General features: G+C 70.4%; 15 protein-coding genes and 2 pseudogenes. 11 read left to right on the top strand and 6 right to left on the bottom strand.

Annotated elements, in window-relative coordinates:
• Positions 1–558 precede the first annotated feature (558 nt).
• On the top strand, positions 559–1386 hold the full coding sequence (locus tag R2S09_RS37050) for a sugar-binding domain-containing protein (RefSeq protein ID WP_316745572.1): 828 nt from the start codon (positions 559–561) through the stop codon (positions 1384–1386).
• The gene (locus tag R2S09_RS37045) at positions 1383–1916 is read left to right on the top strand and encodes a DUF4982 domain-containing protein (protein WP_316745571.1); all 534 of its coding nucleotides are present in this window, start codon (positions 1383–1385) and stop codon (positions 1914–1916) included. The genes R2S09_RS37050 and R2S09_RS37045 overlap by 4 nt, the downstream gene beginning before the upstream one ends.
• 13 nt (positions 1917–1929) lie before the next feature.
• Here R2S09_RS37045 and R2S09_RS37040 read toward each other — a convergent pair.
• Positions 1930–2271: pseudogene (locus R2S09_RS37040) on the bottom strand (esterase); the annotation flags it as partial.
• On the opposite strand from R2S09_RS37040, the gene R2S09_RS37035 reads away from it, so the two are divergent.
• A complete protein-coding gene (locus R2S09_RS37035; RefSeq protein WP_399145516.1) occupies positions 2250–2387 on the top strand; it encodes a hypothetical protein in 138 nt (45 codons plus the stop codon). The pseudogene R2S09_RS37040 and the gene R2S09_RS37035 sit on opposite strands and share 22 nt — an antisense overlap.
• Before the next feature lie 379 nt (positions 2388–2766).
• Here R2S09_RS37035 and R2S09_RS37030 read toward each other — a convergent pair.
• Together R2S09_RS37030 and R2S09_RS37025 are read right to left on the bottom strand one after the other, a co-directional pair.
• A pseudogene (locus tag R2S09_RS37030) lies at positions 2767–2939 on the bottom strand (2Fe-2S iron-sulfur cluster-binding protein); the annotation flags it as partial.
• Positions 2940–2957: 18 nt separating this feature from the next.
• Complete coding sequence (locus R2S09_RS37025; protein ID WP_306192596.1) at positions 2958–3350, bottom strand: nuclear transport factor 2 family protein; 393 nt, start codon at positions 3348–3350, stop codon at positions 2958–2960.
• 160 nt (positions 3351–3510) lie between these two features.
• On the opposite strand from R2S09_RS37025, the gene R2S09_RS37020 reads away from it, so the two are divergent.
• The 4 genes from R2S09_RS37020 to R2S09_RS37005 all read left to right on the top strand — a co-directional run bounded on the left by R2S09_RS37020 (position 3511) and on the right by R2S09_RS37005 (position 8352).
• A complete protein-coding gene (locus tag R2S09_RS37020) occupies positions 3511–4104 on the top strand; it encodes a PadR family transcriptional regulator (protein ID WP_316745570.1) in 594 nt (197 codons plus the stop codon).
• 277 nt (positions 4105–4381) lie between these two features.
• Positions 4382–7036, top strand: coding sequence for a glycosyl hydrolase (locus R2S09_RS37015; RefSeq protein WP_316745569.1), 2655 nt, complete (start codon positions 4382–4384; stop codon positions 7034–7036).
• Positions 7037–7260: 224 nt separating this feature from the next.
• On the top strand, positions 7261–7803 hold the full coding sequence (locus R2S09_RS37010) for a GNAT family N-acetyltransferase (RefSeq protein WP_306192587.1): 543 nt from the start codon (positions 7261–7263) through the stop codon (positions 7801–7803).
• Between the two features lie 75 nt (positions 7804–7878).
• A complete protein-coding gene (locus R2S09_RS37005; RefSeq protein ID WP_306192586.1) occupies positions 7879–8352 on the top strand; it encodes an HIT family protein in 474 nt (157 codons plus the stop codon).
• Positions 8353–8617: 265 nt separating this feature from the next.
• On the opposite strand, the gene R2S09_RS37000 is transcribed toward R2S09_RS37005, so the two are convergent.
• The 3 genes from R2S09_RS37000 to R2S09_RS36990 form a co-directional block, all read right to left on the bottom strand.
• Complete coding sequence (locus R2S09_RS37000) at positions 8618–8905, bottom strand: hypothetical protein (RefSeq protein WP_399145511.1); 288 nt, start codon at positions 8903–8905, stop codon at positions 8618–8620.
• The gene (locus R2S09_RS36995; protein ID WP_316745568.1) at positions 8902–9099 is read right to left on the bottom strand and encodes a hypothetical protein; all 198 of its coding nucleotides are present in this window, start codon (positions 9097–9099) and stop codon (positions 8902–8904) included. Before R2S09_RS36995 ends, R2S09_RS37000 begins: the two co-directional genes overlap by 4 nt.
• 189 nt (positions 9100–9288) lie before the next feature.
• Complete coding sequence (locus R2S09_RS36990) at positions 9289–11343, bottom strand: SpoIIE family protein phosphatase (RefSeq protein ID WP_399145509.1); 2055 nt, start codon at positions 11341–11343, stop codon at positions 9289–9291.
• Here R2S09_RS36990 and R2S09_RS36985 point away from each other — a divergent pair.
• From R2S09_RS36985 to R2S09_RS36970, 4 genes are all read left to right on the top strand, one after another.
• Positions 11342–11668, top strand: a complete 327-nt coding sequence (locus tag R2S09_RS36985; RefSeq protein ID WP_316745567.1) for a hypothetical protein — start codon at positions 11342–11344, stop codon at positions 11666–11668. The two genes, R2S09_RS36990 and R2S09_RS36985, sit on opposite strands and share 2 nt — an antisense overlap.
• A gap of 174 nt (positions 11669–11842) precedes the next feature.
• Positions 11843–12637, top strand: a complete 795-nt coding sequence (locus tag R2S09_RS36980; protein ID WP_306192583.1) for an N-acetyltransferase — start codon at positions 11843–11845, stop codon at positions 12635–12637.
• A complete protein-coding gene (gene infA, locus R2S09_RS36975; protein WP_306192582.1) occupies positions 12634–12858 on the top strand; it encodes a translation initiation factor IF-1 in 225 nt (74 codons plus the stop codon). Before R2S09_RS36980 ends, infA begins: the two co-directional genes overlap by 4 nt.
• Before the next feature lie 292 nt (positions 12859–13150).
• Entirely contained in the window at positions 13151–13678 is a 528-nt protein-coding gene (locus R2S09_RS36970) for a hypothetical protein (RefSeq protein ID WP_316745566.1), read from the top strand.
• Positions 13679–13732: the final 54 nt, after the last annotated feature.

Below are 13732 nucleotides of genomic sequence, written 5' to 3'. Positions count from 1 at the left end.
AACTTGAGACCGGTTCAGTTGCTTGTCGCGCAACTTGACTCATGCTGCGCAACTCAATGTGCCCGTCGCCGTGGAGGGTGTCAAGGGGTCGGTGACGTCGGAAAACAGCCCGGAAAGCGGCAACGCCCGGCGGGCGGTGCACGCGGGTGCACACCGCCTGCCGGGCGTCCTCCAGTCCCTCTTTCCGGCCTTGTGCCACTTCAGCCAGGCGTCGACCTTGTCGCGGTTCGCGTCGCCCCGGCCCAGCGGGTCCGGCGGCGACCACGCCCGCGGCCTCGTCCTCGTGATCGGCGATCCCGTTGCCCCGGAGTGTCCGCACCCGACCCGGCGACCCACCGAAGCCGGGAGTCGCGGGCACGTCAGACGCCTTGACGCACAGGCGTGTTCTGCTCAGACTTCCGTAGCGCGTCCTGGTTCAGCATATCGATTAACGTTCAGTATCTCGAACACCTAAGGTGGCGGGGAACATGGCGATCGGCAGGCGCGAACGAGTCGGCGAGGCTTCGGAGCGAGTGCTCGGTGAAGCGCGGCAGCCCCCGGGCGGCGCCGCGGGGGGGCGTGACGCGGCGCCAGGCCATTCAGCTCGGCGCCCTGGCCGCGGGATCGGTGGTTCTGGGAATCGACCAGCCGGCGTCCGCCCTCGGCCGTGAGACCCCGGAGCCGGGCAAGCGGGCGCGAGAGCGGTCATTCGACGAGGACTGGCGGTTCTTCCGAGGCGACGTCGGTGACGCTCAGGATCCCTCGTTCGACGACGGCTCCTGGCGGGCACTGGACCTTCCTCACGACTGGAGCATCGAGGACCTGCCGTACGCCACGTCCAGTGACGGCGGCGCGACGAGCGACCCCTCACTGCTGGCGGTCAAGGACCCCGATCCGACGACGCCCGGGGCACCTCAGGCGATCGGGCCGTTCGACAGGCTGAACAGCCAGAACGGTGGCTCGACCGCGTACACGGTCGGCGGGATCGGCTGGTACCGCAAACACTTCCAGCTGCCGCGGCTCCTCGAGGACCCGGCGGCATCGGCCCACCGCGGAAGTGAGGCGCACGTCGAGCTGAGGTTCGACGGTGTCTACCAGAACGCGGACGTCTGGCTCAACGGTGTCCATCTGGGCTTCCACCCCTACGGCTACACCTCCTTCGCCTACGACCTGACCCCGCACCTGAACCCCGAAGGCACCAACGTTCTGGCCGTGCGCGTAGACAACAGCGGCAAGAACAGCCGCTGGTACTCGGGTTCGGGCATCTATCGCCACACCTGGCTGACGGTGACCGGAGCCGTCCGCATCCCGCTGTGGGGCGTACGGGTGACCACGCCAGAGGTCGGCACGGGCCGGTCGGCGAACTCGAGAGCTGGACCTGGGACGTCGAGCACGGCAGCCCGATGACGGTCCACGTCTACACCCCGGGCGACAGCGTGCGGCTGCTGCTCAACGGCCGTGAGCTCCCCGCCGCCACCGGGACGCCGGAGCGGGCGATGGCGACGTTCACCGTGCCCTACGAACCCGGCGAGCTGACGGCCACCGCCGGCCGGAACGGCGAGGAGATCGGCCGAAAGACCCTCGCGACCGTGGGCGCTCCTGCGGCCCTGCGGCTCGTTTCCGACGTCGACCACCTCACCACCGGCCGCGACGACCTCGCACACGTCCTCGTCGAAGTGACCGACAGCCATGGGCACATCGTCCCCGATGCCACACTGAAAGTGACGTTCGAGATCCACGGCGCAGGCGACCTCGCCGCCGTCGGCAACGGCAACCCCCACAACGTCGACAGCTTCCGGCAACCACGCCGCCACACCTGGCACGGCAGGGCACTGGCGGTCCTGCGCCCCGCCAAGCGGCCGGGCCGCCTCACACTCACCGCGAAGGCCGCGGGACTGCGACCGGCAAGCCTCACCCTGCCCGTCGGACGCGCATAGGCACCCGCGGGTCTCAGTCGGCCGGTGCCGGGGCGGGCGGTGCCGCGCCGGCGGTGTGGAACGCGCGGCGTACGGCGGTGATGCCGTCCCCGGCCGGGTCGGGTGCACTCGGTTGGTCAGCAGCACGCATGGCGTTTCGCGGCGGGGCCGGCCCAGAGGCTGGTTCCGGTAACCCCGTGTGTCCGCGGGAATCCGGGCCGAACGCGGTCCCCACGGGCGAGCCGACCACGTCCCGGCCCTGCCGGGCGAGCGCCCTCCGCGGCCCGAGGTGGTCGCTATGGGCGGTCGTCATCAGGGCGAACGTCTCCGGGCGCAGCACGCCCCGGCCGTCCGGTGAGCGCGCCCAGCCGCTCCGTCACCGGCATGGACCACCTGCACGCCGACGACATCGTCGAGCCGCTGTACCTGGAGAACGGCAGACTGCGCGTACCGACCGGAGCCGGTCCGGGCGTGAGCGTGGACGAGGACTGACTCCGGCCCTACACCGCGGTCAACGAGCGGGAAGGCGACCTGTCCATGAGGGAGCCGGAAGCGACCGACCTGCCCCGCCGTACCGGTGCCGGGCGGCGCGACGTGCCGAGTCAGGTCGCGCCGCGTGGCGAGCCGGCCCGGGAACCAGGAGTCCGGGAAGAAAATGGGCTGGGAATCGCCGTTTCAGGCCTGCGCTCGGCTAAAGCCGGGCCTCATTTCTTTGACCGCGCGCGGTGGCTGTGCCGCATCCCCAGCCAGACACAAGAAATAGCAAGGATCGGGTGGGAACGGTCCTCGGAGCGTGGGAGACGTTGGTCACGTCCGGCCGCCCAGCCAGCGGTGCACATGACAGAAAACTCGGACCGGCATCACGCGCGCCTCAGTATTTCTTCGCGCCGGCCCGGATCGCCTCGCGGATGCGGTGGTACGTGCCGCATCGGCAGACGTTGCGGATCTCGTCCAGGTCGGCCTCGGTGATCTCCCTGCCCTCCTCCCGGCCTGGCGGATCTCGGCGACGGCCGTCATGATCTGCCCGGGCCGGCAGCAGCCGCACACCGACGTCGCCGTCGGTCACTGCCCGGCCGCCTCCCGGGCGATCCGGTCGAACTGGGCTCCCATGGCCTCGGCGAGCGCCTTGGCGGCGGAGAGCGGGCGGACCATGACCAGGAAGTCGTCGATCTTCCCCTCCTCGTCGAAGTGGAGGAAGTCGCAGCCCTGGATCTGCTTGCCGTCGACGGTGGCGGTGAAGACGAAGGCATGGTCGCGGCCGTCCGGGTTCGCGATCTCGCGTACGTACGTGAAGTCCTCGAAGACGCGGGACACCCCGCGAAGGATCGCGGCGGTGATCGCCTTGCCCGGGTACGGCTTGAAGGCGACCGGGCTGGTGAACAGGACGTCCTCGGCCAGCAGGGCCTCCAGGGCGGCGTGGTCTCGGGTCTCGACGGCCTTGCGGAAGGGGTGCACGGAATCACTCACCTCTAGTCAATTCCTTGAATAGGTGCATCGGATACTATGACCGGCCCGGCGGGTTGTCGACCCCCCTCTGCGGCGAGACGGCGGCCCATCAGGCCTGGTCGACCGTGGTCACATCCATGAGTAATCAACGACGCGATAACCTCCCGTCATGGCATTGCGCAACGCGGTGATGGCCGCGCTCCTCGAAGGAGAGGCATCCGGCTACGACCTGGCCAAGGGGTTCGACGCCTCCGTCGCGAACTTCTGGATGGCCACCCCTCAGCAGCTCTACCGGGAACTGGAGCGCATGGAGCGCGAGGGGCTCGTCACCGCGCGGGTGGTCGAGCAGGAGCGCCGGCCGAACAAGCGGCTGTTCTCGCTCACCGAAGCCGGGATGGAGGCCGTACGTGCCTACGTCGCCGAACCGCCCGGCAGGCCGACGACCATCCGGGACGAGCTCCTGGTGAAGGTGCAGTGCGCGGACGTCGGCGACGTCGAGGCCGTACGAGCGGCGATCAGCGAGCGCATGGAGTGGGCCACGGCCAAGCTCGCGCGTTACGAGCGGCTGCGGGAACACCTCTTGAAGGGGCGCACCGAGGACGAGTACTTCGCCGAGGCCGAACGGATCGGGCCGTACCTGACACTGCTGCGCGGAATGGCCTTCGAGCGGGAGAACATCCGGTGGGGCGAGACCGCGCTCCGCAGACTCGAGCGACGTGCGACGGCGACCGGTGGACAGGGGCGCGCAACGCCGGCGAGGTGACGCCCCGGTCCTCGCCGCCCGGCACCGGCCCCGGCCGGGAGTAACGGTGACGGGGGTTCATACGCTGCAACTAGTGGGGCTGCGCCGCCACTTCGAGAGACGAAATGGCGAACGAGGCCACTTTTGACAATTGTTACTTTTGTCAGTTTATAAAGTCCGTGTAAACCCCTGGGGTTGAAGGTACGGACGGGAGTACGGTTCCGGCGCTCGGCAGTAGGACATCAAGTGCGGCCGTAGGGGCGGCCACGGCCTACGCCGAAGAAGCCGGAGACAGTCCATGCATGACTATTCCGCACGGCGCAGACCGCGCCGCGGAGCGGAGAGCAGGGGGCGGGCGGTACTCGCCGCCACGGCCGCCGCACTCCTGATAGCGGGGACAGGACCCGTCGCCGCCTACGGAGTGGACAGCGACTCGGGATCCAGCCGCCACCGCGAGGCCGGCGAGGAGTCCCACGAGCTGATGGAGTCCCTCGACGCGTTCAACGAACCAAGGCTCTCCCCCAGTGGCCAGATCGCGCCGGGCGCCTACGCCGATGCCTGGGCACACATCAAGAACATGCCGGTGAAATCCGGCAGTTGGTCAGAAGTCACCACTTCGCCGTACGACGAGGACGCGCTGCACTACCGCGACCGGTCGGCCTCCAACTCCGGTGGCGGCGCGGGCCACTCGGCGGGCCGGATCGCCGCCCTGGCCACCGACCCGACGCACCGGGGCGTGGTCTACGCGGGTGCCGCCGGCGGCGGTGTGTTCCGTTCCACCGACAACGGCAGCACCTGGACGCCGATCGCGGACCGGCTGCCCGCGCTGTCCGTGGGGGCCCTCGCGGTCGCGCCGGACGGCTCGCTGTGGCTGGCCACCGGTGAGGCGACCACCGCCTCCGACAACTACCTGGGCAGCGGCGTCTACCGCCTCGCGAACCCGGTGACCGGCACCTTCAGCGAGAGCGACAAGGTGGGCGGTACGGAACTGGACTCCGCCTCCATCCACACGCTCACCTTCGACAAGGCCGCCGGCTACGTCTTCGCGGCCTCCTCGCACGGCGTCTTCCGCCGCCCGCTGTCGGCAGGCCAGTCCGCCGCCTGGACGAGGGTCCTCGCCCCGTGCGCGGGCGTCGGCATCAGCGGCGTGGGCTGCGGGGTGGACAGCCACTACGCGGACATCGCCAACGACATCGCCGTACAGCCCGGCAGCGACGGCAAGAAGCTGCTGGCCAACGTGGCCTGGCGCAGCGGCGCCGGCTACAACGGCTTCTACTACTCCGACGACGCCGGCACCACCTGGAAGCGGGCCAACCCGACCGGTGCGATCAACCCCGCCGAGATCGGCAACGCCGCCTTCGCCTACGCCGCCGACGGCAGCAAGCTGTACGTCTCCATGGAGTCCCCGAAGCTCCTGAACAAGGCGACCGGCTCCGGCGTGCACTCGGTCCTTGCCGGCGTGTACGTCAGCGCGAGCGGCAACGCCGACGGATCGTTCAAGCAGATCGCGACCTCCTCGTCGCTGTCGACGAGCGGCTCCGCGATGAAGGTCGACGAGATCGGCAGCGGCTACCAGCCCGGCTCCCAGGCCTGGTACGACCAGGTCGTAGCGGTCGACCCGAGCGACCCGAACCACGTCTACCTGGGCCTCGAGGAGATGTTCGAGTCCCGGGACGGCGGCGCCACCTGGAAGGCGATCGGCCGCTACTGGGACTTCGGCATGAAGTGCTTCTCGTACGACCCGGCCGAGAACTCCTGCGACGGCGACGTGATGCACTCCGACCAGCACGCCCTCGCCTTCTCGCAGTGGAAGGGCAGCACCCCGGAGGTGTTCGTCGGCAACGACGGCGGCGCCTACGCGCGACCCACCACGCAGACGACCACCGGATGGCGCAACCTCAACGAGTCGGGCACCCTGCGCACCCTCCAGTACTACTCGGTGCGCGCGGGCAGGATGACCGACGGCAGCGGCGACGCCGTCTGGGGCGGCCTGCAGGACAACGGCGTCTCGCTGCTCGCGCCCAAGGGCGCCACCTACCAGGGGCAGCAGCTCAACCCGGACGGCCGGATGGTCTCCCCGTTCGGCGGTGACGGCGGCGACCAGCTGGTCAACCCCGCCAACGGCTGCCAGACGGTCGGCGAGTACGTCGACCTCGCGCTGCAGATCACGAACAACTGCGGCTACACCGCGAGCGACGACGGCTCCGAGGACGTCATCACCGACATCGCCCCGGGCGACCCCGGTGCCCGCTTCATCGCCCCGTTCAGCGCGGACGAGACCGACCCGAACGGCCTGTGGGTCGCGGGCGGCCAGTACGTCTGGGGCAACACCAAGACCTGGCAGAGCACCTCCGGCGCCGACTGGACCAAGCTCTACGACCTGGGCGCCGGCCACTCAGCCTCGGCGGTCGCCAGCCGCAACCACGTGACATGGGCGGCCTGGTGCGGCCCCTGCGGCTCGGTCGACGAGACCTTCGGGCGGGGCATCGCCACCAACTACGGCGGCACCTGGCACCAGGTGAACCTGCCCGCGGCGTTCCCCAACCGCTACATCTCCTCTCTGGCCATCGACCCGTCCGACGCCTCCGGCAAGACGGTCTACGCGGTGATCAACGGCTTCTCGCGGCACTGGAACGAGGGCCCCGGCGCCGGCTACGGCCACGTGTGGAAGACCGCGGACGGCGGCGCGACCTGGGCGGACATCAGCGGTGACCCCGCGGCCGCGGACTCCTTCCCGGACGCCCCGGCCAACGCGGCGCTGATCACCAAGGGCGGCACCCTGGTGGTCGCCACCGACCTGGGCGTGTTCACCAGCACCTCGGCGGGCCACTGGGCGCGCCTGGGCACGAACCTGCCCACCGCGCCGGCGGTCTACCTCTCGCCGAGCCCGGACGGCAGCCAGGTGTACGTGGCCACGCACGGCCGGGGCATCTGGAAGACACGGACGCCGTAGCGCGCCCGGATGCCCTGACCCCGCGGTGACGCCACCCCGTTCGAGGCCGGGGCCCACACAACGGTGTGCGGGCCCCGGCCCGGGCGCGAGGAGGTTCAGCCGCCTCGTGCGTCGCCGAGCCGGCCACCGGTCTGCTCGGCGATGTGCGTCAGCTCCCCGTGGGAGGAGTCGCCGAACAGCGGTTATCCTGCCTCGTCCTGAACCGGCCAGGGAGGTCCCGCAGCATGAGCAGCACCACGTCGTCCTATCCCGAGCGGATCGAGCTCTCGGGGGAGGGCCTCGTCCTGCGCGACTGGACGGAGGCGGACCTGTCCGCGATGCCGGAGCTGTTCGACCACCCGGACATCGCGTACTGGACACCGATCGTCTCCCCCTTCGACGAAGCGGCCGCCCGCGCACGGCTGGACCGGGACCGGCAGCTGCGGGCGGAGGGCACGGCCATCCTGCTCGCCATCACCGTCGACGGCGGCGCTCCGCTCGGCGAGGTGATGCTGCGGCGTGCCCCCGAGGGTACGGAGCTCGGTTACGCGGTCGGCCCGGCGCACCGCGGCCAGGGGCTGGCGGCGCGGGCGGTGCGGGTGATGGCCGCGTACGCCTTCGAGCAGCTGGGCGCGGACCAGGTGATCCTGGAACTGGAGGCCGAGAACGCCGCCAGCGTCGCCGTGGCCACCAAGGCGGGCTTCGGACTGCTCGACGTGCCGCCGATCAAGGGTGAGGAGAAGGGGCGGCCCTACGCCTTGCAGACGTGGGGTCTGCACCGCCCCTGAGCCTCGGCCCCAACCAGCACGTCCACACACCGTCCAGGGCCGAATCCACGGCGATCCGCATCCAGAGCGGGCATCATGCTGGTCATGACAAATGAGCCCGCGCCGATGGACTGCTTCGTCTGCGGCAAGCACCGTGACGAGTCCTTGATGCCGGGGGGACCGGTGTGGCATGACGAGCTCGTGGTCGTCTCGCACCTGTCCCCGAAAGCGCCCGGCGGCTCGGCAACGGTCTACCTGGGCCATCTGCTCGTGGAACCACGTCGGCACGCTCCCGGTCTGGCCGATCTCACGGACGCGGAGGCACAACGGGTGGGGCTTTGGTGCACCCATGCGGCACGCCGACTCCGCGAAGTCGGCGGCGCCGAGCACGTGTACGCCGCCGTCATCGGGGACAACGTTGCCCACCTGCACGTTCACCTTCTTCCTCGCTATCCGGGAACCCCGCGTGAGTACTGGTGGGATCGGGTCGACGAGTGGCCCGATGCTCCGCGAGGCGGGGAGTCGGAGGCCGCCGCCCTGGTCGCGCGCTTGAGCGCGGCAGCGCGCTGACACACCGAGACACGGGGGCGGCGAAGCTCTTCCAGAAGCTGGGCTACGCGACGGAGTTCGCGACGGACCACACCTCCGGCCGGCTCCGCAACGGAGACGGTCCCTGACCCCGACGGGCGCCTGTGGAGCCTCCAGGCTCCCGCCGAGAACTGACTGCGACGAAGCGGTCGTCGTCTCCACCGGCGTCACCATGTACCTCACCAAAGAAGCCACCGCTGCCACCCTGCGCCAGGTTGCCGGGCGGCACCGGCGTGCGAAGCCGGCTTCAAAGAGGTCCGGCACGTACCGGGGACTTTGCTCGCCGAGCGTCGGTGGCCAGCACATGACCTTCGGGGCCGACACGCCGGACCAGCCATGCCGGCACGGTGGCGGCACCGGCGCCGACCTCCCAGCAGCGCCACCCGGCGGCCACGCAGAGCCGGTCGAGGTGGCGGAAGGTGGTTGCGTCGAACAAGGCGGCGAGCGTGTCGTGATGCTCGCGCACGAGCCGCTGCCGCCCGTCGCGCATGTCCGGGGCAGTACGCGGGGCGGCGCCCGCGGCACCGTCCTTCATGACGCGGCTTCCCTCTCGCCGCCGAAATCGCGGCGCAGCGTTTCGCCGTTCGGCGTCTCGCCGAGAGCCGTGGAGATCTTGTCCCAGGACCAGCCGGCAGCGCGTGCCTCCCGCACTGCCGGCGCGATCGCGTTCTGGGCGGCACGTCGCGCGTCCACCGCGTTCTTCATCAGTTCTTCGATCGTCGCCGTCACGCCATAAAGCGCGCCACAGAATGTGGCACAGTTCGAGCGAAGGACGGCGCGTCGGCGAACTGGGCGGGGCCGTCCGGGTCGGCACCGGCGCAGGCAGGATCCACCGCCGCCGCGTCGCGATCGACGGGAGGGGCCGGCGGCTGCGGTCATGGCGTCGCCGACGACGGGCTCGATCTCGCGGGCAGGTTCTCATCGTGGCCGGGCAAGGAGTACGGCGACGTCGTCGTGCGATGGTTCGGGCAGCAGGTCGGCGATGAGGTGGTCGCGGGTTTCCCGCAGCGTCCGGCTTGGCCGTCTCAAGGCGTGGGCCAGCCGGCGCAGGCCGTGATCCAGGTCGTGGTCGTGGCTTTCGATGAGTCCGTCGGTGTAGAGGACGAGGATGCTGCCGGGCGGGAGGGGGACGTGTTCGGTCCGGAAGGGGGCGTCGCGTGGGCTGCCCAGGGGTGCGCCGCAGGTTCCCTCGAGGAACCGGACTGAGCGGTGCGGGTCGGCGAGGACCGGTGGCGGGTGGCCGGCGCGGGTGATCAGGCAGTCGGCGGTGGCCCGGTCGTAGACGGCGTAGGCACAGGTGGCCAGTTCGCACTCGCCGAGATCGGCCACTGCGGCATCCAGATGGTGCATCAGGCGGCCCGGTGGGACGTTCTGGGAGGCCAGGGTGCGGGCCATGGTGCGTAGCTGCCCCATGACCGCCGCGGCCCGGATGCCGTGTCCCATGACGTCTCCGATGATCAGACCGGTCCTGCCGTCGGGGAGGGCGAGGACGTCGAGCCAGTCGCCGCCGACTTCGTTCTCGCTGCTGGCAGGGAGGTAGCCGCTGGCCAGTTCGAGTCCGGGCACGGCCGGCAGTGGCTTGATGAGGCTGCGTTGCAGGGTGAGGGCCGCCCGGTGGCGGCTGGCATACAGGCGGGCGTTTTCGATGTTCAGTGCGGCCCGGGTGACCAGTTCGTCGATGAGCACCGTGTCCTCCTCGTCGAACGGCTCGCCACGGGTGCGGGTGGTGATCACCAGGCCGAGCACTTTGCCCCGGGCGTTCAGCGGGACGACACGCGCAGTGCCTGCGGTGCTGTGGGCGAACGAGCTCGCCCCCGGGTCAGGGGGCACAGCCCGGAGAACAGGCAGCGGCAGCGGTACGGTCTGCGGGCGCCCTTGCCCCAGGACAGCCGCATACACCGATCCGGGTGGAATGCGATGCGTCGCCTCGGGCGCCGGCTGCGTCGGCGCGGTGGGGGTCGGTCCCGCCGTGGCCAGGCGGTGCAGCAGGTCGTGAGCGGACGCACCTGCGTCGTCCGGTGCAAGCACTCCCTCCAGCAGCAGCACCTCGGCGGTGTCGGCAAGTTGGGGCACCAGCATCTGGGCCAGCCCGTCGGCCGCCTGCCGAAGGTCCAAGGTGGTACCGATCCGTTCGCCGGCTTCGGCCAGCAACGCGAACCGCTGACGCGCCCGCTCGGCCCGCCGGTGGTCGGCCTGCCCCTCGGTGATGTCGATGACGGAGGCGATCACACCGAGTGCTTCGCCATCACTGTCGGTCAACGGAGCGTAGGAAGACGACCAGACACGGTCGCAGTCGGGATCGGCGTCGGTACGACCGGTTCGGACATCCAGCACGGCGCGCCCGCTCTGGAGTACTTGCCGCATGAGGGCCTCCACCGCCGCGGGGTCTATCCCGGGGACGACCTCGCGGAGGCGCTTGCCCACGTGCGCGGCGGCGGGCCGGCCGTTCATGTCGGCGAGGGCATCGTTGACGCGCACATACCGCAGCTCGCGGTCGATCAGCGCCAGGCCGATCGGCGACTGCGCGAACAGACCCTCCAGGGCCGCCAGCGAGTCCCGCATCCGCCGTACGGCAGAGGTCTCCGCGGCGATGACCAGCAAGCCGGGCTGCCCCGCGGGATCGGTGACCGGAGCCATCCACATCTCCATCTCGACCGTGTGCCCGTCCCGGTGCCGCACCGGATAGGACCCCACCACTGTCTCCCCGGCCCGGCAGCGGGCAGCCAATTCCCTGGCCAGTTCCCGGTTGCATTCCGGAACCAGCAGGGGAAGCCCGTCATGGCCGATCATCTGCTCCGGCCGCCAGCCCAGCAGGTCCTGCGCCGCCAGGCCCCACTGCCACACACACCCGTCATGGCCGACCCCCCAGACCGCCATGGGCAGCAGGTCCCGGAACACACCTGGATGGCCGACCACCGGCCGCCCCTCCGCCGGCTGCCCACCGCCCGAATCCGCCCGCTGTACGACGGCCATGTCCAACCCTGACCGGGCCGAGAAGAGGAAACTTCCCCAGACGCCTGCTCTCCTGCGCCCTGCTTCAGACCTGCCTGATGCTTCTGCTTCCATCCAAGACGTCCGCCCCCTGATCGCAAGCCGGAGCGAGACCGCGCGCCCCGCGGCGGACGAACTCGGCGCCGACCCGCGCAAGAGTCAGGTGGCGGTGCGAGGCAGGAACACGGCCATCGTGGCCGGTGCGGCGATCACGCAGAGCCCGGCCGAAACGATCGCCGTACCGTGGCATCCACCGGCCGAGGAAGGGCTTCAGGGGCGGGTCATGGCTGCGCGGAAAAGGATTTGAGTGAGGCGGAGCCCCGCTGCTACCTTCGCGGTGGACCGTGAAGTCGTCGTATGGAGGTGAGACCCGTGAACACAGTTACCCATGGGTGCTCCCTCAACCCGTCACGGTCCGGCGGCTGACGTTCGGTGTCGCCAGGAGCGCCTGAGATCGAGGCACTCCTGGAAGGAGACTCCGATGAACACAAAGCCTTTCACGTCTGGCCTGAGCGAGAACGCGGTGATGGTCACCCGCGTCGCGGACCGGCAATGGCATGCACTGGATGACGACCTGGTGGTCGGCCGGGGGTATGCGGAGCACCGGCCCGACGGGCGCTTGTTCGTCAGCATCGACGCCTGGCACGACGCCGCCTTCGACCGGCTCGCCGAGGCGATGCCGGCGGAACTGCCGGCGCCGCTGTACACGGTGGTCGACGAAGCCGACGCCGAGCTGACGGCCGGCTGGCGGCGGGCCGGTTTCACGATCCGGCGCCGCGAGTGGGAGTACATCGTGCCGACCGATCCGGGGGTCACAGGGCTCGAGGCGGTCCTGCCGCCTCCGGGCGTGACGATCGTGCCCGCCGGCCAGGCGGACGAGGCCCTGCTGCGGGAGGTGGACCGCGCGATCCGTGACGAAGTCGAGGCGACCGTCGGGTGGTGGCAGTCGATGCCCACGGAGGTGATTCCCCGCCCCGAAGGCGACACCATCGTCGACCCGTCGACGTACGCGGTGGCCGCGGCGCCGGACCGCTACCTGGGGCTGATCCGGGTGGTGAGGGTGAAACGGCCGCGCATCGGGCTGCTCGCGGTCCGGGCCGGCGAGCAGCGCCGCGGCATCGCACGAGCGCTGCTGGCCCATGCACTGGGGACGCTGCACCGCGCCGGGTCCGCCGCGGCCTGGACCGAAGTCCACGAGGGCAACCAAGCGGCCTCGGCTCTGTTCCAGGGCATCGGCGCCCGGCCGATGAGCAGCAACCTGGAGCTGGTGCGATGACCAAGAACAAGAACGTCATCGAAGTCGAGGGCAAGGTCGTCGAGTGCCTGCGCAGCGCCATGTTCACCGTGGAGCTCGAGAACGGCCACCAGGTGCTCGCACACATCAGCGGGAAGATCCGCAAGAACTACATCAAGATCATGCTGGAGGACCGGGTGCTGGTGGAACTCCCGCCGTACGACCTGACGCGCGGCCGGATCGTGTTCCGGTACCGGCACTGACGGCGGTCGGCACCTTCCGCGGTAGCTGATCCTCAAGTCCCCGGTCACGGCGTTTCCGTGACCGGGGCCCCGATGACGGCTCGCACGGCCGCGGCGGCCACCGCTCCAGCCGCGGCCAGGAGGTGTGGCCCGAGCCGAACCCCGGCTTCAGGGGCGGCAATTGCCAGGCAGTGTCGTCGTGCGCACGTGCAGGAGGTCGAACACGAGGTACCGGTCACCCGACGGCGGTCTTGCGCTCTTCGAGACGAAGGACCGGCTCCATCGGCACCGCCGGCTCCGATAGCCCGCGGCGGTGGCTGATGCTTCGCTGAGGTTCCTGATCGACGCCGATCACGGGCAGTTCTATGTCCAAGACCTCGAGCCCTATGACGCGTGGACGGCCGAGCACGCGATGGACCCGGACCTGCCGCCGGCCGGCTGGACCGAGGAAGCAGTCCACGTTCAACGCATCGGGGTGGAACCGCACTCGATCTCCGTCGGCACCGCGCGGGACGACATGGTCGAGTCGCTGATCACCGTCCACACGTCCGCGCCGATGACGGAGCCGACGGCCGAGCACATCGTGGAGGCGGACCTGAATGCCCCGACCGGCCGGCTCTCCGTGTCCAGCCCGGGAGTCCTGCCGGAGGACGGGCCGGGCATGACAGTCCCCGCCGGGCTGTTGCGGGCCCGGGTCTCCTACGTTCCCTCCGATCCACCGGCCGTCGACACCGACGGCGGCCCCGGTGAGCACTTCCTCTATCGGATCGACCTCTGGCCCGCCGACCGGGCACGCGGGCTCGCCGTCCTCAAGCAGGAGCCGAGTCCCTGGGCCGGATAGGTCCTCCGCGCCCTCGGGCACGCCGAGCAGAACAGCCGCCGCACAGCACAGCCC

The sequence above is a fragment of the Streptomyces sp. MK7 genome, from assembly GCF_032658145.1.
In the GTDB taxonomy this organism is placed as follows: domain Bacteria; phylum Actinomycetota; class Actinomycetes; order Streptomycetales; family Streptomycetaceae; genus Streptomyces; species Streptomyces spiralis.
This window is presented reverse-complemented; position numbering and strand designations above follow the sequence as displayed.